Genomic DNA, 26,548 nt, shown 5'->3' on the forward strand with positions numbered 1-26,548 from the left:
TTTCATCTGGACCGCTGCACGGTCAAGCAGGGGCAGCAAGACCGCCGCAGGACGGAGCCATGTACCAGCCGCCGCACTTCCGGGATGATTCCCGCGCCGCACAGCACGCGCTGATCCGTGCCTACCCCCTCGGCCTGCTGGTCACCGGCGGCGCGGGCGGCCTGACGGCCAACCCCATCCCGTTCCTGCTGGACGATGCCGGCCCCCACGGCGTGCTGCGCGCGCACCTGGCCCGTGCGAATCCGCAGGGCCGGGACCTTGCCGCGGCAGAGGAATGCCTCATCGTGTTCCAGGGACCGCAGGGCTACGTCACCCCGGGCTGGTACGCGAGCAAGCGCGAGCACGGGCGGGTGGTGCCCACCTGGAACTACGCCACCGTCCATGCCTGGGGCCGGCCGCGGATGATCGAGGATGCGGACTGGCTCCGGCGCCAGATCGCCGACCTCACCGCCCTGCGCGAGGCGCCCCGGGCCGAGCCCTGGGCGGTCGCAGATGCGCCGGAGCCGTTCGTGGCTGCGCAGGCCCGGGCGATCATCGGCATCGAGGTTCCGATCACGCGGATCGAGGGGAAGTGGAAGATGAGCCAGAACAGGCCCGAGGCCGACCGCCACGGGGTCATCGCGGGGCTGCACGCCGCGGGCGAGGCGGACCTCGCCGGGCTGGTCGCCGAGAGGAGCGGCCTGTGAGCACGCGGCTCAACGCCTACGGCCAGCCCATCGGCCCGACCCTGCCGGAATGGAGCCCGCGCCCGCACCCGCCGCGCACGCCCATGGAAGGACGCTACTGCCGGCTCGTGCCCCTCGAGGCCGAGGCCCACGCGGCGTCCCTGTACGCCACCTACGCAGCCGCACCCGACGCACGCGGTTGGACCTATCTCGGCGACGAGATGCCGGAGGGTGCGGAGGCCTATCGGGCACGGCTGGAAGGCCAGCAGGCGAGCCGGGATCCGCTGTTCCACGCCATCCTGGACCCGGACAGCGGCAACCCGCTCGGGATCGCCTCGTATCTCCGGATCGATCCGTCAAATGGCGTCATCGAGGTCGGCCACCTCCATTTCGGGCCGCGGCTCCAGCGGACGCCGGCCGCCACGGAGGCGATGGCGCTGATGATGGCCCGGGCGTTCGACCTCGGATACCGGCGCTACGAGTGGAAGTGCGACAGCCTCAACGCCCCGTCCCGCGCGGCGGCCTTGCGCCTGGGATTCACCTTCGAAGGCATCTTCCGGAACGCCGTCGTGGTGAAGGGCCGCTCCCGCGACACCGCGTGGTTCTCGATCACCGATGCCGAGTGGCCGGAGGTCCGGGCCGGGTTCGACGCGTGGCTGGAGCCGTCGAATTTCGACGAGGCGGGCCGGCAGCGGCAGGGGCTCGCGACGCTGCGCGCCGCAGCGGGGTAGCGGCTTCCCTGCGCAACGCCGCCGCCTGGGCTCCCGACGCGCGGCCCGCCCGCCGCGCCGACCGAGCACGGCCCTCGGGATTGGAGGGCAAGAACCGGGATGCGACGCTTCGGGACGGGGCTTACGGCACCGTCAGGAGGTGCCCGAATGACCCGCTTTCTCTGTGTTGCGGTCCCGAGCAGGACGGCCGACCATTTTCGTCGCACGAGACTGGACGACCGCGGCAACGCGGTCCGAGAGGTCGTGGCCACGGGAGGCGGCCGCTTTCCCTGCCGGCATTGTCTGCAGCTGGCGCGGCCCGGAGAGGCCATGCTGCTGGGATCCTACGATCTGCCCCGGCCCCTCGGCATCTACTGGACACCGAGCCCGATTTTCCTGCATGCCGGAGACTGCCCGCGCAGGGAGACCGTCGACGAGATTGCCCCCATCGTGCGGGCAAACCCGCTCGTATCGGTTCGAGCCTACGATTTGGACGACCAGTGTCTCTACGACCTCGGCCACGTCTGTGCGGGCGAGGACGTCGAGGATCCGCTGCGATCTGCCCTCGAGAATCCGCGCACGCGCTTCGTGAACATCCATACGGCGCGGCCGGGCTGCCTATTGTCGCTCGTGGTGCGCCTGCCCGACTGAGCGCGCGCTCGCGCCAAGTGCGATGCCTGCGATCGACCGGAACCGGATTCGGCGCGCGTATCAGCGTCGTCCGGACGCTCCGGTCGTGAGGAAAGCCTCCGCGCTGCGCAGGCTGAGCGCCATGATGGTCAGCGCCGGGTTCGCGGCCAGGGAACTCGGAAAGGTCGAGCCGTCGCAGATCCACAGGTTGTCGATGTCGAAGCTGCGGCCATGCGGATCGACAACGGCGCTCGCGCCGTCGCGGCCCATCCGGCAGGTCCCGAGGGTGTGGGCGACCCGCTCCAGCACCCAGATGTCCTCCGCGCCGGCCTCTTCCCACAGGCCGCGCATCACCTGCGTGGCATGGACGTTGAGGCGGTCCTCGTTGGTGCTGTAGCCGAAGTCGATCCGCGCCTTGCGCATCCCGCGTGCGTCGGTCTCATCGGAGAGCGTCAGCACGTTGGCGTCGCAGGGCAGGGTCTCGCCGTTGATGCCGATGCCGGCGAGGTGGTTGTAGTGGTCGAGGTAGTCGAGGAGCGGCTGACCCCACAGCCCGCGCCCCCGTGCCACCGCATTGCCGAAGGTCACCGGCACCACGCCGAGGCTCTGGATGAGGTAGCCGCCCGCGAAATCGGCTCCGGCGCGGATGAAATCCTCTGTGATGAGCGATGACGGATAGCCCCGATTCATCCGGACCTCATGGTCGAAGGTGCCCCAGACCTGGGTCGCCACGTGGCCCATGTAGTTCCGCCCGATCTGGCCGCTCGAATTGGCGAGCCCGAGATGGAGCAGAAGCCGCGGCGTCTCGACCGCCCCGGCACACAGGAAGACCGCGCCACAGCGCTGCCGCCGGTCCTCGCCGTCCTGGCGATAGACCACGCCGGTGACCCGACCGTCCGGTCCCCGCTCCAGGCTGTGCACGAAGGCCTCGGCCCGGATCTCGGCGCCGCGGGCCACCGCGTAGGGCAGGTAGGTCACGTCCATGCTGGCCTTGGCGCCCGTGCGGCAGCCCTGGTGGCAGAAGCCGCAATTGATACAGGCGTTGCGGCCGGGTCCGTCCTCGGACTGGAAGTCCCGCGAGACCACGGCGGCGGGCGCATCCGCCCACCGGATCCCGCGCGCCTCGCAGGCCCGCGCCATGATTTGCGCCGGGCCATTCCGCGGGACCGGGGGGAGGGGATAGCGCCGGCCGGAATCCCACGGATAGCTCTGCGCCCCCGAGACACCGAGGAACCGCTCCACCCGCTCGTAGAACGGGAGAAGGTCCGCATAGGTCAGCGGCCAGTCCGCGCCTTCGCCGGTCTCCGTGCGGAGTCGGAGGTCCCGGGCATCCGCCCTTGGCACGAAGGCGCCCCAGTGCAGCGTCGAGCCGCCGACGCCGGTCCCACTGTTGTTCGCCCCGAAGGCCTCCGGCGTCGCGCCGCCGCTCAGGCGCTCCTCGGTCCAGTAGATCTCGTCGGCCAGCGTCTCGTCGAAGGCAAAGCGCTCCGGCGTGAAATTCGGACCCGCCTCCAGGGCCACGACCCTAAGACCTGCGGCGGCGAGGCGCGCCAGAAGCGGCGCCCCGCCCGCGCCGGTTCCCACCACGATCGCGTCGACGGCGTCCTCGGCGCGGTAGGTCCGCATCCCCCCGAGGTTCATCGTCCGAACTCCATCCGCTGCGCCCCGGGCTCCCACGGCTCGGGGTCGTCGAGACCGACCGCGTGGAAGCCCGGCAGCCCGTCGGCGATCTCCCCCGGTCGATCGCCGCCGGCGCCGATGCCGGAAAAACCGATCCGCGCCAGAGCCGCCGGATGGCCGAGCCAGAGCCGCACCGCATCCGCGCGAAGGTCCTCGAACCAGTACCGCATCCGGACGGCGTCGAGCCGGCCGCCGAGCGCGTCCGGAACGGTCAGCTGTGCGCGCTGACAGAGCGTCAACAGGGCGTCCTGATTCGCGGCATCGAGGCTCACGAAAGGGCGGCCCTGCGCCGCCCGGGCCGCGGCATCCAGGGTGCGCAGGCCGGCGCGATAAGCCTCCGGATCGGCCGGCAGGGCAGAGAAGCGCCATCCGTCGCCCGCGCCTGAGGCCAGCCGCCGGTCGAGGCGCGCGGCCAGGTCCGGTTGCGGCACCGACATCACCCGGCCGAGGGCGGCGCGCAGGATCGCGAGTTCCACCGGATCGAGGGCCTTCGGCTGGTAGCCCGGATCGTCCGGCTCTGCGCGCTCGGCGAGCGCAGCGCGCAGGCGGCCGTTGACGCGCTCGGAAGCGATCAAGGTCGCATAGGGTTCGGGGACCGCGGTAGACGCCGCGACGGGATGGCCGGGACGGTCGCCCAGATGCGTACGCAGCCGGTCGGCCAAGGTCAGGGGCTGTTCCAGCGGCAGCAGATGACCGACGCCGTCGACCATCAGCAGCCGGTGATGCGCCAAGTGCGGCGCCATCAGGGCCTGCTGCGCATCCGCCCCGAGATCGGCATCCATCGAGCCCGCCAGGATCAGGGCCGGGGTCCGCAGGATTCCGACGCGGCCGCACCAATCCTCCCGGGCGCCGGATTCGAGCCACGCCGTCCAGGCCGCAGGTGCGGCGCGCAGAACGTCGGCCACCGCCCGGTCCTCGATCTCCGGGTCCAGCCGCGTCCCGGCATTCGCGCGCACGAAAGCCTGAGCCTCCCGGCTCCGGGTCTCGGGATCCGCGTCGATCCAGGCGAGCATCTGGGTGCGCCGCTCCTCCGGGATCGGCTCCGGGCTCGGCGGCGACCCGGAGATCAGGATGAGATCGGTGAGGCCGGTCAGTCCCGGCTCGCCGTTCTCGGACCGCCGCGCCAGGACCAGCGCCACCTTGGCGCCCATGCTGTGGCCGGCGATCGCGAAGCGTGCCGGTGCCCGCGCGCGGATCGCGGCGGCCACGTGATCGGCCATCGCGACGACGGAATACCCCGACAGGCTCGCGGCGTCGCCGAAGCCGGGCAGGTCGACAGGCACGCAGGTCGGCGTCCCGTCGAGGTCGCGCGCGAGACGATCCCAGCTACGGGCACTGCCGCCCAGGAAGTGCAGGCAGAACAGGACATCAGGTTCGGACATCGCGGGGACATCGCGCGGCGCCCGGGGGCTTCAAGCGTACGCGACGCCGCATGGCCGGAACCGTGGCCCGGTGATTGGCCCTTTGATTGGACCAAGTCGGGTGGCGTGCGATCAGGCGGTCCGGAGGATCGCATGATGTCGGATCGCGAACAGGCTTGGCGCATCGAGGAAGCCTGCCTCAACGCATGGCCAAGTCCGCGTGCGCTCCTGGTCCACGGCTACTTGCTGCGCGCGGCGGGCGGCTCCTCAAAGCGTCAGAATTCCATGACCCCGATGCGCGGCAGCGGTGCGCCCGAACCGGCAATCGAGGCTGCGCGGGCGCTCTACGCTCGCCTCGGGCAGCGCGCGATCTTCCGGGTGCCGGCGATCGCGCCGCAGATGGAGCCCCTGCTGAAGGGCCTCGACTTCGCCGTCGTGGACGAGACTTGCACCCTGTTTCGCGTTCTCGACGATCTGTCGCCGGAGGCCGATCCCACCGTGACGGTCGCGGCGGCGCCGGGTGCCGACTGGCTGGCGCTCCGCGACGCGGTGAATCGCGCCGACGGCGCGGCCGCCCGGGTGTTCCGCGACACGGTCGCCGCCCTGGTCCTGCCGACGGTCTTCGCGGCGGCGCAGGCGGAGGGCGGCATCGGCGCGATCGCTTTCGGGGTGCTGGACCGCGACCTGCTGGTGATCGAGTCCGTTGCGACGCGCGAGGCGTTGCGCGGCCGCGGCCATGCGCGCCGCGCCGTGGGCGCGCTGCTGCGCTGGGGCCGGAGGCAGGGCGCCCGTGCGGCCTGCCTGCAGGTCGTCGCGGCGAATGCACCGGCGCGCGCGCTCTACCGCAGCCTCGGCTTCGCGCGGGAAGTGTACCGCTATCATTACCGCGTCGCGCTCGAGGCACAGTGAACCGTCGCGGCGGACCGCTTTCCCGGGACGCGTGGCCGAACCCATCCGAACCGCTCGTGCGGGCTCGGCGCAAGGACCCGGGTCGGCACGCGGCCGACCGGCTCAGCGCAGCCGGCTCGCCGCGCCCCGCCCGAGACGACGGCGGCGGCGCGCTCGTGCTGCGCGACGGGAGCCGCCCTCAGGCATCGAACAGCGACCGCTGTCGCGCCGGCGCGGCACTGCCGGCGCGCTTGCCGGGTGTCGTGGCCGATGCCCCCCCACCACGCCGCCCGGGTTTCGCCGACAGGGACGGATCGGACGTCCCATCGGGCACGGCCGACACGGTGCCGTCGGCGAATTGCAGAGTGAGACGAAGGGCGGCCGCCGCATCTGCGGCGCGGCGGACCGGCAGCCCGGTGGCATCGCGCACCAGCACGTAGCCGCGCTCCAGCACCGCGCGATAGCTGAGCGAGCCGAGCAGGCCCGCGAGCCCGTCCAGACGATCGCGCCGCCGCTCGACGCTGCGTGCACCCGCCTGAGCGAGCCGGTCCGAGAGGGCGAGCAGCCGGTCGGCACGGCGCGCCTGCAGCGCCCGCGCCCGTTCCAGGCTTGCCTCCCGGGCCACGACGAGGCGGCGGCCGAGCTGGATTAGGGCCTCACCCTTGCGCTGGACGTCGTTGCGCAGTGCCTGGAGCGGCCGCTGGTCAATCCGCGCCAGCCGCGCATGGGCGTTGGCGAGGGCGACGTCGGGGGAGCGCCGGGCCATCCGGTCGAGGAGGAGCTGGAGCCGGGCGCGGTGGCGGCTCGCCCCCGCTGCCAGGGCAGGGGCAAGGCGCGCCTCGGCGAGGTCGAGCCGCTGGCGCTTGGCCGCCAGCAGAGCGTCGGCGCCGGGCAGGGCGCGGCCGAGGGCGCGCAGGTCCGAACGGTCGCGCTCGATCCGGCGCCCGACGGCACCGACGGCCCGGCTCGCGAGATCGGCGACCGTCGCAATCAGGTCGGCGCGGACCGGCACCGCAATCTCGGCCGCCCCCGTCGGGGTCGGCGCCCGTCGGTCGGACACGTAGTCGATCAGCGTGGTGTCGGTCTCGTGCCCGACCGCCGAGATCAGCGGGATCGCGCTCTCGAAGGCGGCCCGGACGACGCATTCCTCGTTGAAGGCCCAGAGATCCTCGATGGATCCGCCGCCACGGGCGACGATCAGCACGTCTGGACGCGGGATCGGGCCGCCCGCCGGGAGGGCGTTGAAGCCCCGGATCGCGGCCGCGACCTCCTCGGCCGCACCATCGCCCTGGACCCGCACCGGCCAGACCAGGACCGGACGCGGGAACCGGTCCTCCAGCCGGTGGAGGATGTCGCGGATCACCGCACCGGTGGGCGACGTGACGACGCCGACGACCCGCGGCAGGTAGGGGATCGCCCGCTTGTGCTCGGGGGCGAACAGCCCCTCGGCGGCGAGCTGCTTCTTGCGCTCCTCCAAGAGGGCCATCCAGGCGCCGAGCCCGGCCGGCTCCAGGCTCTCGACCACGATCTGGTACGAGGATTTGCCCGCGAAGGTCGTGATGCGGCCGGTGGCCACGACCTCCAGTCCTTCCTGGGGACGCTGGCGCAGGCGTCCGAACACGCCCTTCCAGACCACGGCGTCGATCCGTGCCTGCCCGTCCTTCAGGGAAAAGTAGGCGTGGCCCGAGCCGTGCTGCCCGCGATAGCCCGAGATCTCGCCGCGCAGGCGCACATGGCCGAAGGCATCCTCGAGGGTGCGCTTCAGGGCGCCCGCAAGCTCGCCCACCGACCATTCGGGCTGATTGGCCGTGAGCACGCGGGTCGGCGGGATGTCCGCCGCGGGCGGGGCGGCGGGACGCGGGGGCGGCACGAGGGGCATGTCGGGACGCTAGGGGGCTCCGGCGGGACAGTCAAAGGTCCGACGCGGAGACCGGCCGGTGCGACCGGCGGCGCCGTGCAGCATCGCTCGTTCCATTCCCCGAAGTTTCCGAGGCGCCGAGGGCCTATTCCACCGCCAGCTCACGCGGCCGGTCGGAGATCACGACCGGGGGCACGAGCAGCGAGAAGAGCAGAGTCAGCACCGCCACGGCGAAGACCGTCCAGAACGTCCCGTGCAGCGCGTGCTGCAACCCGTCGCGGATCGCGTCGCCGGCGGCCCCGAGGCTGCCGGGATCGTCGAGCAGGCGCCGGAGCTGGTCGGAGTCGACGGCCGGACCGCTCGACGGATGCGCCAGCCGATAGTTCAGTACGGCACCCAGCACCGTGGCGCCGAGCGTCGAGCCGAGGTTGCGCGCGAAGATGTTCGACGCTGTGGCCGCGCCGCGTTGCGCCCAGGCGACGCTGTCCTGGATGATCACGATGGCGGCGGTGGACAGGAAGCCCATGCCGAGCCCCATCACCACCGAGCCGCAGGCCGCCCAGACGGGGGAGGTCTCCGGCCCGAGGGACACGAAGGCGACCGCGCCCGTCGGCAGCAGCGTCGCGCCCACCAGCAGGATCGGACGCAGGCCGAACCGCACGAAGCTGCGCGCCGCCGCGGTGGCGCCGATCGGCCAGCCGAGCACCATCAGGGTCAGCGTCAGGCCGGCGATCAGGGGCGATTGCCGGAGCACGCCCTGGACGTACATCGGCAGGAAGGCCGTGAGCCCGATCACCGTCATGCCGGAGAGCAGCGTCGCGGTGTTGGCCGTGGCGATCGGGCGCTGCATCCACAGGCGGATGTCGAGCATCGGGTCCGGGGCGCGCCGCTCCTGGACCACGAACAGGCTCGCGGCCACCACGAAGGCCAGCGCCGGCCACAGCGCCGCCTCGGCCGACTCGCCCGCCTCGGTCAGCGCGATCATCAGGGCGGCGATGGCCGCCGTGAACAGGGCCGCGCCGATCGCGTCGATCCGGCGGCTGCGCCGCTCGACGCCCTCGTGGAGGAAGCGCAGGAACAGGCCGGCCGCGATCACGCCGATCGGCAGGTTCATCCAGAAGATCCACGGCCAGCTCAGATGGCCGATGATCAGGCCGCCGACCAGCGGTCCGGCCACCGAGGAGATGCCCCAGACGCTGGCGAGAAAGCCCTGGATCCGGCCGCGCTCGCGGGCCGAATAGAGGTCGCCCACGACCGTCAGGGTCACCGGCTGGATCGCCCCCGCGCCGACGCCCTGCACGAGGCGGAACAGGATCAGCGAGGGCATCGACCACGCCAGCCCACACAGCAGGGAGCCCGCTAGGAACACCGCGATGCCGAAGAGCAGGACCGGCCGGCGCCCGTAGAGGTCCGAGAGCTTGCCGAACACCACCGTGGTGGCGGTCTGGGTCAGCAGGAAGGACGCGAACACCCATGCGTAGAGATGGAGGTCACCGAGCTCCCCGGCGATCTGCGGCATCGCCGTCGAGACGATCGTCGCCTCAATGGCGATCATGAACATCGCCGCCATCACCGCGGCGAGGACCAGCGGGCGGCGCGTCTCTTGAGGCGTTGGCATGCCACCCAACTAGGCCCGGCGCGCCGGCCGACCTAGTGGCGTAACGAGCCGCCGACCCCTCCGGCGCGAGCGCCGTGCGCGAGCGCACATCCGTCCGCTTGCGGGTTCGCGGCGCCTGCAGGGGCGCGACGCCGCGGGCGCAGGCGGTCGGGGGCTCAGGCCTCGCGGTCGGCGTCGAGATCGCGGCCGCGGGTCTCCGGCAGCAGGAAAGCCGCGATGGTCCCGACGAGGCTGAAGGCGGCCAGGTAGTAGGCCGGCGCGAGACGGTCGCCGGTCGTGGCGATCAGCCAGTTCACCACGTAGTTGGTGCTGCCGCCGAACACCGAGACCGAGACCGCGTACACGATCGACAGGCCGGCGCTGCGCACCGCCCGCGGCAGCGCCTCCGGGATCCCGACGATCACCGCGGCGGCATTGATCGAGGACAGGGCCGAGAGCAGGAAGGTGACCGCGTAGACGCTGGCGGCGCTCGGCGCCTGCACGACCCAGGCGAAGGCCGGGACCGCGAGGATCAGGATCAGCGCCCGCGGCCAGATCATCACCGGGCGCCGCCCGACCCGATCGGCCAGCCAGCCGCCGAGCAGCGGGAAGATCACGGAGGCGAGCCCGAGGGCGATCGGCACCGCCGTGGCGGCCGTCTCGCTGAGGCCGAGCGTCGCGCCGGCGAAGACCGGCATGTTGGTGCCGACCGCGTTCGACACGGTCGAAGCGGCGATGACCAGGAAGGTCAGGCCGAGGAGGCGGCCGTGCTCGCGCAGCAACCGTCCCACCACCGCCAGGGTCGAGGCTGCCGCGTCCGGATCCTCCGCGGCCCCGGCCGTCTCCGGCAGGTGGCTGCGGATGACGAGTCCGACCGGTACGACGCAGAGGCCGAGGGCGAACATCAGCCGCCAGCCCCACCGCGCCATCGCCTGATCGCCGACGACCAGCGCCAGGATGGTCGCGATGATGCCGGCGAACAGGGCGGCGCAGCCCTGGCTGGCGATCTGCCAGCTCGTCACGAAGCCGCGCCGGTCCGGGGGCGCGGCCTCCAGAAGGAAGGCGGTCGACGGGCCGACCTCGCCACCGAGGGCGAGCCCCTGGACGAGGCGCCCGGCGATGACGATCACCTGCGCCCATCCACCGATCGTGGCGTAGGACGGGCAGGCGGCCAGCATCAGCATGCCCAGGGCCATCAGCGCGATGGTGATCAGCATCGCGGGCTTGCGCCCTGCGCGGTCCGCGAAGGCGCCGATCAGCACGCCGCCGATGGGCCGCATGACGTAGCCGATGCCGAACAAGGCCAGGGACGCAAGGAGGCTGTGGGTCGGGTCGTTGGCCGGGAAGAAGGCCTCGCCGATCGGCTTGGCGAAGAACGCGTAGACCGTGAAATCGTAGAATTCGAGGGCGTTGCCGAGGACCACCGCCCCGACCGACTTGCGGTCGAGGGTCGGATGCTGCGCGCCGGGATGCGGTGCGGTCCGGGCATCCATCAGCGCGCCGACCCGTCGATCGGGTGCTTGGCGAGGCCGCCGGTCACGGGCGCGACGCCGTCGGACAGCGCCGCATCGTAGCCGGCGAGCCACAACGTCCGCGCCTCGGTACCCTCCGCGTACGGGCAGGCCTCTCGGGCGAGGCCCTTGCCGGGCGCGGCCCGGCCCAGCGCGCGAGCGTCGAGATCGTTGGGTGGCGTATCCATGCAGGCGCGGCTCCGGGTCAGGGGTCTGCGCCGCGATGTAGGGCGCGGAGCGCGCGCGTCGCCGCTCTCAGTGAAGCGTCGGATCCTCCGTGGCCGGCAGCTCGACGGCCTCGCTGAACGGGAATTCCAGCACGACCTCGCCGCTTTCGTCGGTGACGACGAGGCACGCGGTCATCAGCCGGGCCTGGTCGCCGGAACCGCGCAGGGCGGCGCGGATCGTCTCGCGGGCCGTCTGCCAGGCCGCGTCCGGATCCCGCAGTTCGAACCCGATCGGGTCGGTGACGACATCGCCGCCGATCTGCGTGTGGAAAAAGTAGCGCGGCATCGGCTTCACCGGTTCAGGGGTGCCGCCCGGGGCGGGGCGATCCTCTCAAGGTGGGGATCGCCGTCCGCCGAACCAGAACCGGTTCGCGGAGCCGCGCGCCGCTCAGCCGTTGGTCGATCGGGCCACCGGGGCGGGCGGGACGGCGCGGAGGGTCCGCACCTGTCCGGAGGGTCCACCCGCGCGGTGGTGCTTCTCCATCGCGAGGAGCGGCCGCAGCTCGGGCTCGGCGAAGTCGAGGAGCTTGGCGTTGCGCCAGTGCGGCTTGCCCGATCCGCGGCCGAACCAGCGGGACCGCTCTTCTTCGACCAGCAGCACGAGCCGGCCCGTCCAGGATTTCCGGAACCAGAAACGCCCCGTCAGCGACATCGTCCACCCTCGCCGCCGAACCGATCCCGGCATCGGACGCGTCCATAGCGGACGACGCGGCTCGCGTACCGGTGGACGAAGCCGAAGGATGGGCAGGCCACCGATATCCACAGCGCGTCGCCAGCGAGCGCTCAGCGCACGAAGTGTCGGACGGTCAGCACCAGGATGACGAGCCAGACGAACCCCGAAAGCCCGGCCACGAACCCGCGGAGGATCGCGGTCTCCAGCGCCGTGTGCGCGGGTCGCCGATCCCATTCCGGCGGGGCGCCGTCCACTCGAGACGGCTGCGGCCGCACCTGGGCCGGGCGCCGCTGCGGCATGGCCAGCAGGCGCGTCAGGCTGTCCGGAAGCGGTCGTCGGTCGGGCTGCACGGCGACGTCGAGCCTACAGGGCTCGGGTCTCGAGCGGCAAGTCTGATCCGGTCGGCTCTTCGCGGCTCGGACCGGGAGCGCCCCCTCCGGCTTGTGGCGTTCCAAGCCCATGCTACAGCTGCGGCCGGCGGGCCGCTCCGCCCATCGGTGCGCGCATGTCCCAGCCCCCCGTCCTGATCACCGGCGTCGCCGGCTTCATCGGGAATCAGCTCGCTCTGCGTCTCCTCGAAGCCGGCCGCCAGGTCGTCGGTCTCGACAACGTCAATGCCTATTACGATGTGCGGCTGAAGGAAGCGCGGCTGCACCGCCTCGCGGGCTTCGAAGGGCACAGCTTCGCCCGCCTCGATCTCGCCGACCGTGGCGGGCTCGACGCGCTGTTCCGCCGGCACGGCTTCCGGACGGTGATCCACCTCGCGGCGCAGGCCGGCGTACGTCATTCGCTGACCGATCCGCACGCCTACGCGGAGAGCAACCTCGTCGGCTTCCTCAACATCCTGGAGGCCTGCCGTCACGGCGGCGTCGAGCACCTGCTCTACGCGTCATCGAGTTCCGTCTACGGCGGCGTCACGGCGATGCCGTTCTCGGTCCATCAGAACGTCGACCATCCGCTCAGCCTCTACGCCGCGACCAAGAAGGCGAACGAGCTGATGGCGCACAGCTACAGCCATCTTTACGGGCTGCCGACCACGGGGCTGCGCTTCTTCACCGTCTACGGCCCGTGGGGCCGTCCCGACATGGCCCTGTCCCTGTTCACCCGGGCCATCCTGGCGGGCGAGCCGATCCGCGTGTTCAACGAAGGGCGGATGCTCCGGGACTTCACCTACATCGACGACATCGTCGCGGGGATCCAGGCGCTGGCAGGGCGGCCGGCCACGCCCGATCCCGCCTGGAGCGGCGGCGCCCCGGATCCGGGGACCAGTGCGGCCCCCTATCGGATCTACAATATCGGCAACACCGAGCCGGTGGCGCTCCTCGACATGATCGCGCTCCTCGAGGCGGCCCTGGGGCGCAGGGCGGAGAAGATCCTTCTGCCGATGCAGCCGGGTGACGTGCCGGCAACCTGCGCCGACATCGACGATCTCGTGCGCGCCGTCGGCTTCCGGCCCTCGACGCCGTTGCGCACGGGGATCGACCGCTTCGTCGCGTGGTACCGCAGCTACCACGGGGTCTGAGATTTGCGCAGCGATCGCGCCGAAGGAACGAAGCGCCGGGCAGGACGGGCGACCGTGCAGGGAGCCAATCCGGGCGCTCGGTGTTGAGGGAGGCGGCAACCTGGCGCAGCCACGGATCTGCACGCCGACGACGGCTTTACCAGACTAGGCCGTTGCACGCGGCGGGCAGATTCATTTAGAGCTGTTCCAGGCAGGCAAGCTCTGCCCGCAACGCTGCCGCGGCGGCGGCCAACAGGAGGAAATCCATGCGTTCACTCGTTCTCGGCGCCGTCCTTGCAGTCCTGATCCCGCTCTCGGCGCAGGCCCAGGAGGCCGGAGACGCGGCCGCCGGCGAGAAGGCGTTCGCCCCCTGCAAGGCGTGTCACAATTTTCAGAAGAACGGCGTCGGTCCCGACCTGAAGGGCGTGGTCGGCCGCAAGGCTGGCACCTACGAGGGCTACAGCTACTCGGCCGCGCTGAAGAACTCCGGGATCACCTGGGACGAGGCCAACCTGCACGAGTGGTTGAAAAACCCGAAGGCGAAGGTGCCGGGCACCAAGATGATCTTCCAGGGCTACCCTGACGACAAGAAGATCAACGACGTGATCGCCTACCTCAAGACCCAGTCCTGAGCGGCTGATCCGCGCGAGCCGGATCCGGAGGTGGCCGACCGGCCGCTTCCGGATCTGTCCGGGCGGGTCCTAGTCCGGGAGCATCCCGGTCTGCAGGCCGAGCCTGAGCGTCACGAGATCGTGCAGCAGGTTCTTGCGACCCTCGATGTCGAGACCGGTCAAGCCGCCCGCATCATCGGGGATGCAGGCCAGCTGGTCACGCAACGCCGCGCCGGCCGGGGTCAGGAAGATGCTGACCTGGCGTTCGTCGACGCGATCGCGGGCGCGCCGCACCCGACCCGAGGCTTCGAGCCGCTTCAGAAGCGGCGTCAGCGTCCCGGAGTCCAGGAACAGACGGTTCCCGATCTCCTTGACCGACAGGCCATCCTGCTCCCAGAGCACCAGCAGGACCAGGTATTGCGGATACGTCAGTTCGTGGCGGCCAAGCAGGTTGCGGTAGGCGCGGCCAAAGGCGTGCGCGGCGGCGTAGACCGCGAAGCAGAGCTGGTTGTCGAGGCGCTGCCGCTCCCTCTGCGACGGCTCGTCGGCACGCGCGTGCGCCGCCCGACTCGGCTCGGCGCCGCTCTGCGAAGCAGTGGGGCCTGGCATAGGAAAACTCTCTCTGGTAAAGACAGGCTCGCGTACCGGTACGGCGTGAGGTCACTCTTAGGCAGTTCGCTGAGCGTATACAATTGGGGCGTTCAACCACGGTTGGCCACACCAGCTGTGCGGGAACGCTCAGCGATCCATGAGCGGATGCAGATCGCGGACCATCGCCTTGAGGCGCTCGTCCAGAACATGGGTGTAGATCTGCGTCGTGGAGATGTCGGCGTGGCCGAGGAGCTCCTGAACGATGCGCAGATCGGCGCCGTTCTGAAGAAGATGGCTGGCGAAGGCGTGGCGGAGGACGTGGGGGCTCACGCGGTCCGGATGCAACTCCGCCGCCGAGGCCAGGGTCTTGAGGTCGCGGGCGAAGGCCTGCCGCGTGAGATGGCCGCTGTCGCTGTCGGCCGGAAACAGCCAGGGTGACTCCTCCGGGACTGCCGCGAGATGGGCCGTCATGGCAGCGCGGGCCGCCTCGGTCAGGGGGACGAGCCGCTCGCGGCCGCCCTTGCCCTTGACGATGAGGTAGCGTTCGCGGGTCGCGCCGGCGGCACGCGGCAGGGCAACCAGCTCGGAGACACGCAGACCCGTCGCATAGAGCAGCTCGAGCAGGCACACCATCCGGCGTGCCCGACGGGCCGGCCCCGGTGTTTGGTCGGCGGAGGCCGCCGCCTGCGCGGCCCCCAGCAGCCGGTCGACCTCCGCGACGGACAGCACTTTCGGCAGGCTCCGCCCGCGGCGGGGACCGGAGACCGCGACGCTGGGATCGGTCTCGGCGCCGCCTTCGGCGTAGAGGAACTTGTGGAAACCGCGCACACAGGACAGGCGCCGCGCCGCCGAGGATGCCTTGAGCCCGCGCGTTTCGAGATCGATCAGGAAAGCCCGAAGGATGCCGGCGTCCACGTCCTGGAGTTCGATCCCGGACCGGGCGAGATAGCCGAGATAGTCGTCGAGGTCGCGCCTGTAGGCGGTCAGCGTGTTGAGGCCGGCGCCGCGCTCGGCGGCCAGCATGTCGAGATAGTCGGCCACCTCGGGACGGGGCGCCGGGACGGCGCCGCGGTCCTCGGACGCGCTCAACGACTGCCCGGCTGGAGCTTCGAGGCCGGGATCGTGACAGTCATCTCCCGCGGCGTCGGCTGGACGAAGTTCGCCAGCGCGAACATCGCCGCGAACACGAGACCCGCCAGGATCGCGAGGGTGGCAAAGAAACGGAACAGGGTCGGCACGTCGGTCGAACCTCGGGCAGACGGCGCAGGCGGCGGGAATGAGGGCGGGCGAAGGCCTTCTTCGAGCCGCCGCGGGTGCCCGGGTTCGACCACGCGAACGCGGCGCTGACAAGGCCCACAACGACACAGCGATGCGTTTCGCAGCCCGCTTGAATCGCGCTAAGAGCCTGCCGCAGGATGCGGAGCTGCCGGGCGACGGGCGCACGGCAGCGGATGAGGAGGCGGGGACGCCACACGGATGCGATGCAGGAGTCGATGCAGGAGGCCATGAGCGGGGAGGAGGCCGGGGAACCGATCGAGGCGCGTCTGCGCCGCGCGCTCGGCCCGCGCTCGATCGTTCTCGTCGGCCTCATGGGGGCAGGCAAGAGCACCGTCGGCCGGCGTCTGGCGAGCCGCCTCGGGCTGATCTTCAAGGATGCCGACATCGAGATCGAGGCGGCGGCGGGCCTGACGATCCCCGACATCTTCGCCATCTACGGCGAGTCGAGCTTTCGGGATGGCGAGGAACGAGTGATCTCGCGGCTACTCCGGGCCGGACCGCTCGTCCTGGCGACCGGCGGAGGCGCCTATCTGCGCGAGGCAACCCGGGCGCGCATCGCGGAATCGGCGGTCTCGGTCTGGCTGAAGGCCGATCTGGACGTGCTGATGCGGCGCGTCCGCAAGCGCGGGAACCGTCCGCTGCTCCAGACCGAGGACCCCGAGGCGACGATGCGGGACCTGATGGCCGTGCGGCACCCGGTCTACGCGGCCGCCGACGTGATGGTCATCTCCCGCGAGGTCTCGCACGACCGGGTCGTCCAAGACGTTCTGGAGGCGCTGGACGCGCATCTCAGCGGCGAAGGATCGATTCCCGTTGCTGCACAGTGAGACCCCAGCGAGCCGAGCGATGACCGAGCCGACGCCCCGTCTAGATCCACTGACCGTCCACGTGCCGCTCGATGCCGGCCGCGCCTACGACATCCTGATCGGGCGCGGGCTGATCGACACGGCGGGCGCCGCCGTCGCGGCCCTCGGGGCGCGCCGTGCGGCCATCGTGACGGACACGACCGTCGGCGCGCTCTATGCCGAGCGCCTGCAATCGAGCCTGGAGCGCGCCGGCCTCCGGACCGGCGTGGTGAAGGTGGCGCCGGGCGAAGCCTCGAAATCCTACGCGGGCTACGCGGAGGTCTGCGACGGCCTGCTGGCCCTCAAGGTCGAGCGCGGCGACCTCGTCGTGGCCCTGGGCGGCGGCGTGGTGGGCGATCTCGCCGGCTTCGCGGCCGCGACCCTGCGGCGGGGCGTGCGCTTCGTGCAGGTTCCGACCAGCCTTCTGGCACAGGTCGATTCCTCGGTGGGCGGCAAGACCGGAATCAACGCCCCGCTGGGCAAGAACCTGATCGGCGCCTTCCACCAGCCGCGCCTCGTCCTCGCGGATACGGCCGCCCTCGACACCCTGTCCGAGCGCGAGATGCGGGCCGGCTACGCCGAGGTCGCCAAGTACGGGCTGATCGCCGATCCCGCGTTCTTCGATTGGTGCGAGGCGCACTGGCGCGGGATCTTCGCCGGTGGCCCGGAGCGCGAGGAGGCGGTCGCCTCCTGCTGCCGGGCAAAGGCGGCCGTGGTCACCCGGGACGAGCGGGAGGACGGGGAGCGGGCGCTGCTCAACCTCGGCCATACGTTCGGCCACGCCCTGGAGCGACTGACCGGCTACGACGCGGCGCGACTGGTCCACGGGGAGGGTGTGGCGATCGGCACGGCGCTCGCCTTCCGGTTCTCAGCCCGGCTCGGCCTCTGCGCCGGCCAGGATGCGGGCCGGGTCGCCAACCACCTGGCCCTCGCCGGTCTGCCGACCCGTCTGCAGGCGGTTCCCGGTGGGTGCGGAGATGCCGAGGCAATCCTCGACGCGATGGCGCAGGACAAGAAGGTGCGCGACGGGGCGCTGACCTTCATCCTCGCCCGCGGGATCGGTCAGAGCTTCATTGCCCCGGGCGTGGACCGTGCGGAAGTCGCGGCTTTCCTGCGGGATGAATTGGCGTCGGACCGGCCTCTCTGACAGGGTCCGGGGGCCGGCTGCGGCCTTGCCTAACGCCGGCTGGGCCGCTATGAGCCTGCCACGTCCGGCGCCGCTTGTCGCGCACCGGGCAGGACGCCTCCGGGGTCCGGGCCGCAATAGCTCAGCTGGTAGAGCACCTCATTCGTAATGAGGGGGTCGGGGGTTCGAATCCCTCTTGCGGCACCACTAATTACCTCTGTGCTTGCTTACCGGAATATGGGCACGGCAAGCACATAGTGAGCAGCATGGCGAATAACCCTACCGTCTCCGCGCTGCGCAAGGCCGCCGGGTGGGCCGATCAGTAGATCGACGCCGCAGTCGATGCGATACGCGTACATTTGGGGACTGAGCCTAACCCGTTATCGAGCGATCGCAGGTTCGACGTCGCAGGGATAACGCGCACCGCCCTGCATTTGGCCGAGGCACTGAAGTCCCACGAGCGCGCCTGGAAGCGGACCATGGTCCGGACTGCGATCCTGCTGGTGCACGCGGTGAAGACATGAGCGAGGACACGCCAGAAGCCGGGGCAGGCGGAAGGTCCGCCTCGTGGCCTTCCTGCTTCCGCGCCTCAAGGGTAACGACGCCGAGCGGGACAGTGCGCACAATGTGGTGCTGATCGCGCTCGACACGGCACATGCCGAGGGGTTGAGGCATGCTGCCCGCTTTTGCCGGACCGTCGGAACTGGCGCTCAGCAGCATGGCGAAGCGGCCAAGGCTTTGGCCAAGGTGCTTGAGACTATGGCCGCGCGCGAGGATGCCGAGATGGCCGAAGCGGCGCGGCGGTGGCAGGACGATCCGTGAGCGCCCCCTCCAAGACGTCGCACGAGCGCGCAATGGTTCCAGCATATGATGCGGCGCCTGGACGGATTCGGGCGCAGGTTCGGCCTGGACGAGGCGGCCACGCGGGAGATCGTCGAACAGATCGCAGCTGACATGCCTGAGCGATCGGACGAGAAGCGGCTGGAGACCGCTCGCGGATGCCTGCTAGCGGCAGCGTGGGCTTAGCCGTGCTGGTCGAGTTCGACCCGGTGACTGAGGCGGTCGAGGCATTTTGGGGGCTTGGGCCACACCGTCGTGCCCGACGATGATTACGAGCACTGGCAGGTGGACGGCGGGGAGTGGATGACACCAGGCGACCTGCTGGCGCTTGCCCTGCGCCGCGGCTTGATGAATGGGGAGTGTCAGGAATTTCGTGTGGGGGCGGCGTGTTGAACATCAGGCCGCCATGGCCCTTGTGAAGCGCTCGCCGAAGATGACGGCGAACTGCGCCTTGGCCATGACCACCTCAGGCGAGGCCATCGTCCACGCCTTCTCGGAGCGGTTCAAGACCAGGTAGAGCAGCTTCAGGTCGGCCTCGTCGGTCGGGAAGTGACCGCGGGCGCGCACGGCCCGGCGCAGGGTGGCGTTCAGGGCCTCGATGGCGTTCGTCGTGTACAGGATCCGACGAACCTCGCCGGGGAAGGCGTAGAACGGGATCACCTCGCCCCAGGCTCGCCGCCAGCTCTGGGCGATGGCCGGGTAGCGCTGACCCCACGCGCCCGCCTCGAAGGCCGTCAAGGCCGCCTCGAAAGCCGCGGCATCGAGCGCGCGGTAGATGTCCTTCAGCGCGGCGGCCACGAGCTTGCGGTCCTTGTAGGAGACGAAGTCGAGGCTGTGGCGCGAGGCCGTGGACGATGCAGGTCTGGACCAGCGCCTCGAGAAACACCGCCCGGATCGCGTCGGGGAAGCCCTTCAAGCCGTCGACTACGGCCAGCAGCACGTCCTCGACGCCGCGGTTCCTGAGCTCGTTCATGACCCGCAACCAGAACGTGGCGCCCTCGTTCTGCTCCAGCCACAAGCCGAGGACCTCCTTGGAGCCGTCGGCGCGCACGCCCAGCGCGATGTGGACCGCCTTGTTGCGGACGACGCCCTCGTCACGCACCTTGATCCGCAGAGCGTCGAAGAACACGATCGGATAGACCGGCTCCAGCGGCCGGGCCTGCCAAGCGGCGACCTCCTCCAGGACCGCGTCGGTCACCGCGCTGATCCGGTCGGGGGAGACCTCGATGCCGTAGAGCTCGCGCAGGTGCCCGACGATCTCCCGGGTGCTCATGCCGCGGGCGTACATCGACATGATCTTGTCGTCGAAACCCGGGAAGCGGCGCTGATAGCGGGCGATCAGCTACGGATCGAACGTCGCCTGCCGGTCGCGCGGGATCGCCCGCTCGATCCGGCCTGTCTCGGTCGTGACCGTCTTGCGACCGTAGCCGTTGCACATGTTGCCGGCCTCCTCGCCCGCCAGATGGTGGTCCATCTCGGCGTTGAGCGCCCGCTCGGCCAGGGCCTTCTTCAGCTCATCCAGCAGGCCGTCGGCCTCGAACGCCGTCTTCGGATCGGCCTCGGCCAGGAGCTGATCCGGGAGCGCGTCAGGGATACGGGGTGCCTTGCGTCGTGCCATCGGGAACCTCCTTCGGATCCACTATGGCCGCCCCCACACGAAATTCCTGACAGTCCCCGTTCCATGGCGGGGGCGGGCATGCGAGGAATGACGTCCCCTACGGCTTGGAGGACGTCCCCGGCGCCGCTCAGGCCGCTTCCTTCGCTTATCCCGAGACCCGCAACCTTGCGTCCTTCGAGCGAGGATGGAATGACAGCTGCCACGGCTACGACATGGCGTTCTTCGACAGCATTATCCGGTCGATCAAATCCCGATATCGCATCGATGAGAGACGCGTCTTCGTCGCCGGCTTATCGTGGGGCTGCGATTACGCTGCAGCGCTGGCGTGCTGCAGAGGCAATGTGATCTGAGGCATTGCGGCGGCCTGCAGCGACGAGTTCAAGGACCCCACCAATTCTGCAATCTATTTCAACGGTTCATGCCCCGTCACTTCGAAGGCAGCCATCCAGTTCACCCATCAGGAGACGAGTGACCCGCTCTACCCGGCACCGATTTTCGCTGCCACGAGCCGGCTATTTCAGACCCTTAATGCCTGTCCAGCCAAGGCGCCCAAACCGGACGGGCCGAATTGCGTTGCCTACCAGGGATGCAGGCAAGATTTGGTCGAATGCGCCTTTAAGAACATCGGTCATGCTCCTGGCGCGAACTGGGCGGCCGACACCTGGGCATTCTTCTCCAGATTGCGCTGAGCGTGCGCCAGTCGATGCCGGTAGTCGCGCTGCTGCGGCCGTCTGTGACACGGCCGGACGCCTGCCGAAACGGAAGAGTGCGCCGAAGCCGAAGAAGGCGGCGAGGCGCAGGGGACGAGCAGCGATCATCTGCGCGCCGCCGAGCAGAAGGGACCGGACGAGAGGGCGGGGCGCGAGGCGTGGTTTGAGGGTCTGTCCGATCTCGATCCAACCCCGCCTCGTATCCCTCGACGAGACCTGAATCTCGACCAACATGGCCCGCACCCGCGGGCGTTCACCGCGCGGCGAGCGGCTGCGCTCGCCAGTGCCGCATGGCCACTGGAAGACCACGACCTTCGTGGCGGGCCTACGCTTGTCCAGGATGTTTGATCTCGCGGTGTTGTGCTCGACCGTTGAACGCTGTGGCGGAAGCCGGAACGTGGCGCCCGTACCGCCTTGGATTGAGATAAGAGCTGCGGTGCCGCCACGCTTCGAAGAACGATTGATGCACCCGGCATGGATTTCCCGGGCTTGCAGCGGCGCTCACAATGGTAGACCGAGCACAGCCCTGACATCCTTGGATTGCCTATGAAACTCCGAATGCCAATCCTGTCCCGCCGGCATGGTCCGTTATTCGGCAATGCGCTTCCGGGGTTCGATCCGACTTATTATCTGAATCGTAATCCCGATGTACGTGAGGCTGGCTTGAACCCGCTTCAGCACTTTCTTGCTCACGGATGGAGGGAGGGACGTGATCCGAGCGCAGGTTTCAGTACGTCGGGCTATCTCGCGGCAAATCCAGATGTCGCAGCCTCAGACCAAAATCCCCTGCTTCATTTCCTGGAGAACGGCCTTGCCGAGGGCCGAACCGGTTTCACGGCCGGAAGCACTTCCGTGCCTGCACTGGAGCCGAGTCCGCACCATTGGGCGCCGGCCTCATCGAATCCTGAAGTTACAATTGCTCTTCAGGGCTTCATTGATGAGGCCAACCATGCTCGCATCCGTGGTTGGGCATTCAATCCAGCGTCACCTAATTCCCCGACCATCATCACCATCATTGTCAATCAATCCCCTGTCAATACAGTGATAGCGGGAAAATTTCGTCCTGATCTGCGCGAGGCAAGTATCGGAAACGCACATCAYGGATTTACTTACACATTCTTTCCGCCCCTCAGCACCGACATCCAACAGACAATCGTGGTTCGTCGCAGCGCAGACGGTCAGGACATCGGGCGGGCCGTGCTGCCTGCAATGCGAAGGAACTGACGCACACAACCGGAGAAGCGGTCGAACACGATTTGGTCGGACTCGACGGTGACCACCGGCCGGTCGTTGACCATCAGGGCGCCGGCGTGCTCGACGCGCAGGAAGCCGTGCTCGGGATGGACGCCGAAGAACTGCGGCGCGGTCCAGCCCAGCCGGTGCGCCTCGGCACCGTGATAATCGATGAAGGCCAGCGCGTTCGCCCGCATTGCCGCCCCCTTCGCCGACAGGAGATATCGGCACCGCGAGGCGTGTCCGCATAGGCGTTCGATCTGGCCGCGTCAGAAGACGACGGCGAGCGGTTTCAGTCTCCGATCCCTCTAAACCTCGAACCAGAAGCTGGCGCCTTCCTCGCACATGCCCTCTCGATGCATGTACTTGATGGGGGCGATGATGTCGGATACAGGCTTATAATAAAACATCATAGCAAGGATGTATTGTTCGTTCCAAAATAATCTATCGCAAACTTCAGGGTACTCATACGGCAGATGTATGTCGTGCACGTGCACGATCACGCCGGACTTGAGAAGCGGATAAATCCTAAGAAAGAAATGCGTCGTATCGCTACCGTGAAACAGGAGGTGGCTGCCGTCAAGCATCAGAACATCACCGTCTTCCAGAGACTGGAAGTATAACGGGTCAACATCGAGAAGGCCATCTGAAACCCACTTGTCAGCGATTTGGCGGACGCTAGAACGCGGATTCGGATCGATGCACTCAATCTTAGTATTAAGCCCGTACTTGCTGATGGCGCGGCGGGCAAATTTTGTACTATTCCCGCTGCCGATCTCGATATATCGGGCAGGCTTTCGAGTGGCAAGGATGGTCGTGAGGGCCAACGCGTCGCCGTAACTGAAGTAGCCATTCGGCAGGTACGGGGTCCGGCTATCAACGTCGCGATCCTGCACGTCGGAGAAGTCGGCGAATTGCTTCATGTCGTCGGCAAATGTCGCGAACTGCCGGATTTTACGCGCCATGCGCTCACGTAGCCAAACATATGGCGAGCGATTCAACTCAGTTTTTACGACGTAGTCGCCGTCTAGAGGCACAGCCAGACCGGGATTTTGATATCCCGGCATGAGCACCCTTCCATTAGTGTAATAGGGCACCATAGCGTGGGCGCCAGCGAACATTTCGATCGTCGGATGCGTGATCTTTTCGCCCGTTCCACTCATTATCGATAGAGCCTATCCGCCAGCAAATCGAGTTGCGCGGCAATTAGCACATCCGAAGTGCGATGAGCAAATATTGGAATAGAAAATGTGTGAATTCGTACTTTTTTCAAGCCACCCAGATCAGGGTATATTTTCCTTTATGCGAAGATAATCTGCGTATAGCTTGATTCATTTTTGCCGCGCCGACGGTCAAAAGCGGGAAATTTTGCATATTACCGCTTTAAAGTGAGTTCATGACGGATCTTTCGATTTGAGAAAATGTCATAAAAATTTTGGTATATGAATTTTTTGGTTCGACAACTCAGACGTTGTTCTGGCCGGCGCGGCTCGACGATCTTAGATCTGAAACTACCCGACCAGAAATTCGGCGTAGATCATCCGTTCAGATTTGGCCTGCGAAACAGGGCGCGACACTGGATCGCTTGTGAGCCTTATTTTGTGCGGTTCGACCATGAATCCAGCCGCACTCCACCCCTTCAATCAAAGGCGTAGTGCCTGGAGAGACATATTGCCGGGCTTCGATCCGATATATTATCAATATTGATATCCAGACATGCGCAATTCTGGGGCAGATATGCAAAAACATTGTGTTAATATCGGAAGGAAAGTGGGACGAGATCAGAGTGACTGATTCAGCACGGCGGGCTATCTTGCTGCCAATCAAGATGTTGCGTTGGCTGATCAGAACCCGCTTCTGCATTTCCTTAATTTAGGTGTATGGTCCCGGGATGTTGTGTGACGGATCGAGCCTGAAGCRTTCGGGCTCTTTGGTCCAGATCTGGAGGACATGCTCGTAGGGCGTGAGGCCACGCAGGGTCTTCAGCCGACGGGCATGGTTGTAGGCGTCGACGAACAGCTGCAGGTGCGCCCGGAGCTGTGCGTGGGTCTCGTAGTGGTAGCGCTTGACCGTGGCGTCCTTGATGGTGCGGTTCATCCGCTCGACCTGACCGTTGGTCCAGGGATGGTTGGGTTTGGTCAGGCGATGCTCGATGCCGTGCTCGTGGCAGACGCGATCGAACATGTGCCGGCTGTAGAGAGCTGTCGGGCCTGAGCGGTTGCGCGGGGCATGGCAGAACTGCACCCCATTGTCGGTCAGCACGGTGTGGATCTTGTACGGCACGAACACGACCAGCGCGCGAAGGAAGTCCGATGCTGTGTAGCGGTTCGCTTCAGCTTCCAGCTTGACGAAAGCCAGCTTCGAGGTTCGGTCGATGGCCACAAACAGGTAGAGCTTGCCCTGTTCTGTCCTGACCTCGGCGATATCGATGTGCACGTAGCCGATGGGGTAATCGGCGAAGCGCTTCTTCTTGGGCTTGTCGCCTTCCATCTCGGGCAGGCGGCTGATACCGTGCCGCTCAAGGCAACGGTGCAGCGACGAGCGGGTCAGGTGCGGGATCGTGGGCTGCAGGCCGTAGAGGCAGTCGTCCAGCGGCAACAGGGTATGCCGGCGGAAGGCGACGATGATGGCCTCCTCCTTTGGGGTCAGAACCGTCGAACGGGGCTGCTTCGGCCCCATGGCGGCATCGCCTGTCGTCTGCCGAGCTCGCCACTTCTGGATCGTCGTCGGGCTGACGCCGTAGCGCTTGGCCGCAACTCTCACGCTTTCTTGATGTAGCTGTATTGCGCGACGGACCGCCTCCGTCGTGCGGGCGCTGCCGTGGAGAATTTGGCCCATAGCGCATCCCTCGCCGCATGGTGATCAACCGTACCACCACACCGCGGGATCAAACACCTAGGGTTTGCAGAAAGTAGAAGCGGCTTTGGTAAAGAGCTGAATCCGCTGGCGCCGAGACCGAACGCATCGATAGATCCCCTCAAGATGCTGCATCCTCCAACAATTCATGAACCGATCTCGCTTCAAGACTTCATTGATGAGGTCGACCACACCTTCATCCGGGGGTGGCGTTGAATGGCACGTCGAGTATGACTTCGGCGACCTTAATCATTCTGGTCAAGGGGCGGTTAAATGGGCGAGCGACAGCGAAGGACTTTCGACCAGACTTGTTGCGCGATAATATTGGCAATGGCGACCACGATTTTCGTTATGATTTTAATCCTCTGCTCAAATCAGTTTCTGATAAAACTTTTATCGTTCAGAGATCTAATGACGGATTAGAGATTTGCCGCGTCGAGCTTTGCGCGCGAAATAGCTGAGCGTTTCAACGGGAAGCAAAAAAAGGGCCGCGCCGGCGGACCGGGCGGGCCTTCCCAGATCCGGGCTCGGGGGGATCGGCGGCCAAAGTCAGGGCGCCCAAGACGTATGCACGATGTTGATACTGCCGATCAGTGCAGCAGGCGGCCTTATAGTTAGGACCATGGTGCCGAACGCGTCGCTGGCACTGACGAGCTCGCATTTGATCCGTTTGTCCATCGTGTCCAAGCGCTTCTCGACGCCGTCGATCCGCTCTTGCAGCGCTTCGTTGTCTTTTTCGATTTCGGAGCGCGGGACGGAGATCATCGATCCCCTGCATGATATTAGTGTGCCGGGCTTCGGCCGCAGTCTGAGCCGACTTTTTCGCATCCACGAGCGAGTTCTGCTGCTCCTCGATGCGGGCGAGGGCGATCAGGGCGCGCGTTTCGGAGTTAGCGTCGGCGCCCTCCTCGTAACCGGCAGACATGGCAAGGGGATTTCTCGAGGTTCGAGCGCGGCAGAGAAGGTCTTCACCGAGGCCGGGCGGGACGGGTGGTGGCACGCGCTCGGCGACGCCTTCAGCGATGAGGTCGTGCACCTTGCGCGGGACCAACGGCCGACGGACGCGGCGGGGCTTCTCGTGGGACATGGCGGCTAGCCTCGAGCTGAGCAGCTACTTGCCGAAGATCCGCCGCGCCGACGGCGCGATGCCGGCGACGCCGATCACCGAGAGCACGTTGGCATTCTCCATCGCGTCATACGGTGCCGGCAGCTTCGCGACCTGCCAATTGACCCGGAAGGTGCTATCCGGAACGATCGCGCCGAAGCGGATCGTGCGGAGCGCGAACGCTGTCAGGAGGGACTGTCAGGATCATCGGGACTGTCAGGAATTTCGTGTGGGGGCGGCCATAGTGGATCCGAAGGAGGTTCCCGATGGCACGACGCAAGGCACCCCGTATCCCTGACGCGCTCCCGGATCAGCTCCTGGCCGAGGCCGATCCGAAGACGGCGTTCGAGGCCGACGGCCTGCTGGATGAGCTGAAGAAGGCCCTGGCCGAGCGGGCGCTCAACGCCGAGATGGACCACCATCTGGCGGGCGAG

27 protein-coding genes, 1 tRNA gene and 3 pseudogenes are annotated in these 26,548 nt (G+C 67.9%); 15 read left to right on the forward strand and 16 right to left on the reverse strand.

Annotated features, from left to right (window positions below; all coding sequences use genetic code 11):
* Positions 1 to 59 precede the first annotated feature (59 nt).
* From ACXJKQ_RS01705 to ACXJKQ_RS01715, 3 genes are all read left to right on the forward strand, one after another.
* Entirely contained in the window at positions 60 to 686 is a 627-nt protein-coding gene (locus tag ACXJKQ_RS01705; RefSeq protein ID WP_457104025.1) for an FMN-binding negative transcriptional regulator, read from the forward strand.
* On the forward strand, positions 683 to 1,396 hold the full coding sequence (locus ACXJKQ_RS01710; RefSeq protein WP_457104026.1) for a GNAT family N-acetyltransferase: 714 nt from the start codon (positions 683 to 685) through the stop codon (positions 1,394 to 1,396). The genes ACXJKQ_RS01705 and ACXJKQ_RS01710 overlap by 4 nt, the downstream gene beginning before the upstream one ends.
* 147 nt (positions 1,397 to 1,543) lie before the next feature.
* Complete coding sequence (locus tag ACXJKQ_RS01715) at positions 1,544 to 2,026, forward strand: DUF1203 domain-containing protein (RefSeq protein WP_457104027.1); 483 nt, start codon at positions 1,544 to 1,546, stop codon at positions 2,024 to 2,026.
* A 60-nt stretch (positions 2,027 to 2,086) separates the two neighbouring features.
* Here ACXJKQ_RS01715 and ACXJKQ_RS01720 read toward each other — a convergent pair whose 3' ends face one another.
* Positions 2,087 to 3,646 carry a GMC family oxidoreductase gene (locus tag ACXJKQ_RS01720; protein WP_457104028.1) on the reverse strand — a complete coding sequence of 520 codons (1,560 nt, stop codon included), beginning with the start codon at positions 3,644 to 3,646 and terminating at the stop codon, positions 2,087 to 2,089.
* On the reverse strand, positions 3,643 to 5,067 hold the full coding sequence (locus ACXJKQ_RS01725; protein ID WP_457104029.1) for an alpha/beta hydrolase: 1,425 nt from the start codon (positions 5,065 to 5,067) through the stop codon (positions 3,643 to 3,645). The genes ACXJKQ_RS01720 and ACXJKQ_RS01725 overlap by 4 nt, the downstream gene beginning before the upstream one ends.
* 132 nt (positions 5,068 to 5,199) lie before the next feature.
* Between ACXJKQ_RS01725 and ACXJKQ_RS01730 the strand changes: the two genes are divergently transcribed.
* Positions 5,200 to 5,955, forward strand: a complete 756-nt coding sequence (locus tag ACXJKQ_RS01730) for a GNAT family N-acetyltransferase (RefSeq protein ID WP_457104030.1) — start codon at positions 5,200 to 5,202, stop codon at positions 5,953 to 5,955.
* Positions 5,956 to 6,133: 178 nt separating this feature from the next.
* On the opposite strand, the gene xseA is transcribed toward ACXJKQ_RS01730, so the two are convergent.
* The 7 genes from xseA to ACXJKQ_RS01765 form a co-directional block, all read right to left on the reverse strand.
* Entirely contained in the window at positions 6,134 to 7,813 is a 1,680-nt protein-coding gene (xseA, locus tag ACXJKQ_RS01735) for an exodeoxyribonuclease VII large subunit (RefSeq protein WP_457104031.1), read from the reverse strand.
* A 124-nt stretch (positions 7,814 to 7,937) separates the two neighbouring features.
* The gene (locus ACXJKQ_RS01740) at positions 7,938 to 9,410 is read right to left on the reverse strand and encodes an MDR family MFS transporter (RefSeq protein ID WP_457104032.1); all 1,473 of its coding nucleotides are present in this window, start codon (positions 9,408 to 9,410) and stop codon (positions 7,938 to 7,940) included.
* Positions 9,411 to 9,565: 155 nt separating this feature from the next.
* Positions 9,566 to 10,882: an MFS transporter gene (locus ACXJKQ_RS01745; protein WP_457104033.1), complete on the reverse strand. Its 1,317-nt coding sequence runs from the start codon at positions 10,880 to 10,882 to the stop codon at positions 9,566 to 9,568.
* Positions 10,882 to 11,088, reverse strand: coding sequence for a ribosome modulation factor (locus tag ACXJKQ_RS01750; protein WP_457104034.1), 207 nt, complete (start codon positions 11,086 to 11,088; stop codon positions 10,882 to 10,884). The genes ACXJKQ_RS01745 and ACXJKQ_RS01750 overlap by 1 nt, the downstream gene beginning before the upstream one ends.
* A 67-nt stretch (positions 11,089 to 11,155) precedes the next feature.
* Entirely contained in the window at positions 11,156 to 11,413 is a 258-nt protein-coding gene (locus ACXJKQ_RS01755; RefSeq protein ID WP_457104035.1) for a DUF6894 family protein, read from the reverse strand.
* Positions 11,414 to 11,515: 102 nt separating this feature from the next.
* Entirely contained in the window at positions 11,516 to 11,779 is a 264-nt protein-coding gene (locus ACXJKQ_RS01760; RefSeq protein WP_457104036.1) for a hypothetical protein, read from the reverse strand.
* A 131-nt stretch (positions 11,780 to 11,910) separates the two neighbouring features.
* The gene (locus ACXJKQ_RS01765) at positions 11,911 to 12,150 is read right to left on the reverse strand and encodes a hypothetical protein (RefSeq protein WP_457104037.1); all 240 of its coding nucleotides are present in this window, start codon (positions 12,148 to 12,150) and stop codon (positions 11,911 to 11,913) included.
* A 155-nt stretch (positions 12,151 to 12,305) separates the two neighbouring features.
* On the opposite strand from ACXJKQ_RS01765, the gene ACXJKQ_RS01770 reads away from it, so the two are divergent.
* A complete protein-coding gene (locus ACXJKQ_RS01770; protein ID WP_457104038.1) occupies positions 12,306 to 13,322 on the forward strand; it encodes an NAD-dependent epimerase in 1,017 nt (338 codons plus the stop codon).
* Between the two features lie 245 nt (positions 13,323 to 13,567).
* Entirely contained in the window at positions 13,568 to 13,933 is a 366-nt protein-coding gene (locus ACXJKQ_RS01775) for a c-type cytochrome (protein WP_158169194.1), read from the forward strand.
* 69 nt (positions 13,934 to 14,002) lie between these two features.
* Here the strand turns inward: ACXJKQ_RS01775 and ACXJKQ_RS01780 are convergent, their stop codons facing one another.
* The 3 genes from ACXJKQ_RS01780 to ACXJKQ_RS01790 form a co-directional block, all read right to left on the reverse strand.
* Positions 14,003 to 14,521: a MarR family winged helix-turn-helix transcriptional regulator gene (locus tag ACXJKQ_RS01780; protein ID WP_457104039.1), complete on the reverse strand. Its 519-nt coding sequence runs from the start codon at positions 14,519 to 14,521 to the stop codon at positions 14,003 to 14,005.
* 129 nt (positions 14,522 to 14,650) lie between these two features.
* Positions 14,651 to 15,592 carry a site-specific tyrosine recombinase XerD gene (locus ACXJKQ_RS01785; RefSeq protein ID WP_457104040.1) on the reverse strand — a complete coding sequence of 314 codons (942 nt, stop codon included), beginning with the start codon at positions 15,590 to 15,592 and terminating at the stop codon, positions 14,651 to 14,653.
* Complete coding sequence (locus ACXJKQ_RS01790) at positions 15,589 to 15,741, reverse strand: histidine kinase (RefSeq protein ID WP_457104041.1); 153 nt, start codon at positions 15,739 to 15,741, stop codon at positions 15,589 to 15,591. Before ACXJKQ_RS01790 ends, ACXJKQ_RS01785 begins: the two co-directional genes overlap by 4 nt.
* 243 nt (positions 15,742 to 15,984) lie before the next feature.
* On the opposite strand from ACXJKQ_RS01790, the gene ACXJKQ_RS01795 reads away from it, so the two are divergent.
* The 4 genes from ACXJKQ_RS01795 to ACXJKQ_RS01810 all read left to right on the forward strand — a co-directional run bounded on the left by ACXJKQ_RS01795 (position 15,985) and on the right by ACXJKQ_RS01810 (position 18,574).
* Positions 15,985 to 16,608, forward strand: coding sequence for a shikimate kinase (locus ACXJKQ_RS01795; protein WP_457104042.1), 624 nt, complete (start codon positions 15,985 to 15,987; stop codon positions 16,606 to 16,608).
* A gap of 19 nt (positions 16,609 to 16,627) precedes the next feature.
* Positions 16,628 to 17,773, forward strand: coding sequence for a 3-dehydroquinate synthase (aroB, locus tag ACXJKQ_RS01800; protein WP_457104043.1), 1,146 nt, complete (start codon positions 16,628 to 16,630; stop codon positions 17,771 to 17,773).
* A 110-nt stretch (positions 17,774 to 17,883) separates the two neighbouring features.
* Positions 17,884 to 17,959, forward strand: a tRNA-Thr gene (locus ACXJKQ_RS01805).
* Positions 17,960 to 18,319: 360 nt separating this feature from the next.
* Positions 18,320 to 18,574 (forward strand): hypothetical protein, encoded by a 255-nt coding sequence (locus ACXJKQ_RS01810; protein WP_457104044.1) that lies wholly within the window; start codon positions 18,320 to 18,322, stop codon positions 18,572 to 18,574.
* A gap of 414 nt (positions 18,575 to 18,988) precedes the next feature.
* Here the strand turns inward: ACXJKQ_RS01810 and ACXJKQ_RS01815 are convergent.
* A pseudogene (locus ACXJKQ_RS01815) lies at positions 18,989 to 20,210 on the reverse strand (IS256 family transposase).
* A 104-nt stretch (positions 20,211 to 20,314) separates the two neighbouring features.
* Between ACXJKQ_RS01815 and ACXJKQ_RS01820 the strand changes: the two are divergent.
* From ACXJKQ_RS01820 to ACXJKQ_RS01830, 3 genes and pseudogenes are all read left to right on the forward strand, one after another.
* A complete protein-coding gene (locus ACXJKQ_RS01820; protein ID WP_457104045.1) occupies positions 20,315 to 20,560 on the forward strand; it encodes a hypothetical protein in 246 nt (81 codons plus the stop codon).
* A gap of 474 nt (positions 20,561 to 21,034) precedes the next feature.
* Positions 21,035 to 21,299 (forward strand): annotated as a pseudogene (locus ACXJKQ_RS01825) (IS630 family transposase); the annotation flags it as partial.
* 179 nt (positions 21,300 to 21,478) lie between these two features.
* Positions 21,479 to 22,144: a hypothetical protein gene (locus ACXJKQ_RS01830; protein ID WP_457104046.1), complete on the forward strand. Its 666-nt coding sequence runs from the start codon at positions 21,479 to 21,481 to the stop codon at positions 22,142 to 22,144.
* On the opposite strand, the gene ACXJKQ_RS01835 is transcribed toward ACXJKQ_RS01830, so the two are convergent.
* The 3 genes from ACXJKQ_RS01835 to ACXJKQ_RS01845 all read right to left on the reverse strand — a co-directional run bounded on the left by ACXJKQ_RS01835 (position 22,099) and on the right by ACXJKQ_RS01845 (position 24,991).
* Positions 22,099 to 22,350, reverse strand: coding sequence for a hypothetical protein (locus ACXJKQ_RS01835; RefSeq protein ID WP_457104047.1), 252 nt, complete (start codon positions 22,348 to 22,350; stop codon positions 22,099 to 22,101). The two genes, ACXJKQ_RS01830 and ACXJKQ_RS01835, sit on opposite strands and share 46 nt — an antisense overlap.
* A gap of 111 nt (positions 22,351 to 22,461) precedes the next feature.
* A complete protein-coding gene (locus ACXJKQ_RS01840) occupies positions 22,462 to 23,316 on the reverse strand; it encodes a class I SAM-dependent methyltransferase (RefSeq protein ID WP_457104048.1) in 855 nt (284 codons plus the stop codon).
* Positions 23,317 to 24,025: 709 nt separating this feature from the next.
* On the reverse strand, positions 24,026 to 24,991 hold the full coding sequence (locus ACXJKQ_RS01845) for an IS481 family transposase (RefSeq protein WP_457104049.1): 966 nt from the start codon (positions 24,989 to 24,991) through the stop codon (positions 24,026 to 24,028).
* A 640-nt stretch (positions 24,992 to 25,631) separates the two neighbouring features.
* On the opposite strand from ACXJKQ_RS01845, the gene ACXJKQ_RS01850 reads away from it, so the two are divergent.
* Entirely contained in the window at positions 25,632 to 26,105 is a 474-nt protein-coding gene (locus ACXJKQ_RS01850; RefSeq protein WP_457104050.1) for a hypothetical protein, read from the forward strand.
* A gap of 275 nt (positions 26,106 to 26,380) precedes the next feature.
* Positions 26,381 to 26,548, forward strand: a pseudogene (locus ACXJKQ_RS01855) (IS256 family transposase); the annotation flags it as partial.

Source organism: Methylobacterium sp. P5_C11 (assembly GCF_054049775.1).

Excerpts from the sequence above, each read along its gene's own strand:
- ACXJKQ_RS01705 (WP_457104025.1), top strand. The coding sequence starts at position 60 with ATGTACCAGCCGCCGCACTTCCGGGATGATTCCCGCGCCGCACAGCAC.
- ACXJKQ_RS01715 (WP_457104027.1), top strand. The coding sequence starts at position 1,544 with ATGACCCGCTTTCTCTGTGTTGCGGTCCCGAGCAGGACGGCCGACCAT.
- ACXJKQ_RS01720 (WP_457104028.1), bottom strand. The coding sequence starts at position 3,646 with ATGAACCTCGGGGGGATGCGGACCTACCGCGCCGAGGACGCCGTCGAC.
- ACXJKQ_RS01725 (WP_457104029.1), bottom strand. The coding sequence starts at position 5,067 with ATGTCCGAACCTGATGTCCTGTTCTGCCTGCACTTCCTGGGCGGCAGT.
- ACXJKQ_RS01730 (WP_457104030.1), top strand. The coding sequence starts at position 5,200 with ATGATGTCGGATCGCGAACAGGCTTGGCGCATCGAGGAAGCCTGCCTC.
- xseA (WP_457104031.1), bottom strand. The coding sequence starts at position 7,813 with ATGCCCCTCGTGCCGCCCCCGCGTCCCGCCGCCCCGCCCGCGGCGGAC.
- ACXJKQ_RS01740 (WP_457104032.1), bottom strand. The coding sequence starts at position 9,410 with ATGCCAACGCCTCAAGAGACGCGCCGCCCGCTGGTCCTCGCCGCGGTG.
- ACXJKQ_RS01745 (WP_457104033.1), bottom strand. The coding sequence starts at position 10,882 with ATGGATGCCCGGACCGCACCGCATCCCGGCGCGCAGCATCCGACCCTC.
- ACXJKQ_RS01750 (WP_457104034.1), bottom strand. The coding sequence starts at position 11,088 with ATGGATACGCCACCCAACGATCTCGACGCTCGCGCGCTGGGCCGGGCC.
- ACXJKQ_RS01755 (WP_457104035.1), bottom strand. The coding sequence starts at position 11,413 with ATGCCGCGCTACTTTTTCCACACGCAGATCGGCGGCGATGTCGTCACC.
- ACXJKQ_RS01760 (WP_457104036.1), bottom strand. The coding sequence starts at position 11,779 with ATGTCGCTGACGGGGCGTTTCTGGTTCCGGAAATCCTGGACGGGCCGG.
- ACXJKQ_RS01770 (WP_457104038.1), top strand. The coding sequence starts at position 12,306 with ATGTCCCAGCCCCCCGTCCTGATCACCGGCGTCGCCGGCTTCATCGGG.
- ACXJKQ_RS01775 (WP_158169194.1), top strand. The coding sequence starts at position 13,568 with ATGCGTTCACTCGTTCTCGGCGCCGTCCTTGCAGTCCTGATCCCGCTC.
- ACXJKQ_RS01780 (WP_457104039.1), bottom strand. The coding sequence starts at position 14,521 with ATGCCAGGCCCCACTGCTTCGCAGAGCGGCGCCGAGCCGAGTCGGGCG.
- ACXJKQ_RS01795 (WP_457104042.1), top strand. The coding sequence starts at position 15,985 with ATGCAGGAGTCGATGCAGGAGGCCATGAGCGGGGAGGAGGCCGGGGAA.
- aroB (WP_457104043.1), top strand. The coding sequence starts at position 16,628 with ATGACCGAGCCGACGCCCCGTCTAGATCCACTGACCGTCCACGTGCCG.
- ACXJKQ_RS01835 (WP_457104047.1), bottom strand. The coding sequence starts at position 22,350 with ATGCGGGCGAACGCGCTGGCCTTCATCGATTATCACGGTGCCGAGGCG.
- ACXJKQ_RS01840 (WP_457104048.1), bottom strand. The coding sequence starts at position 23,316 with ATGAGTGGAACGGGCGAAAAGATCACGCATCCGACGATCGAAATGTTC.
- ACXJKQ_RS01850 (WP_457104050.1), top strand. The coding sequence starts at position 25,632 with ATGGTGCCGAACGCGTCGCTGGCACTGACGAGCTCGCATTTGATCCGT.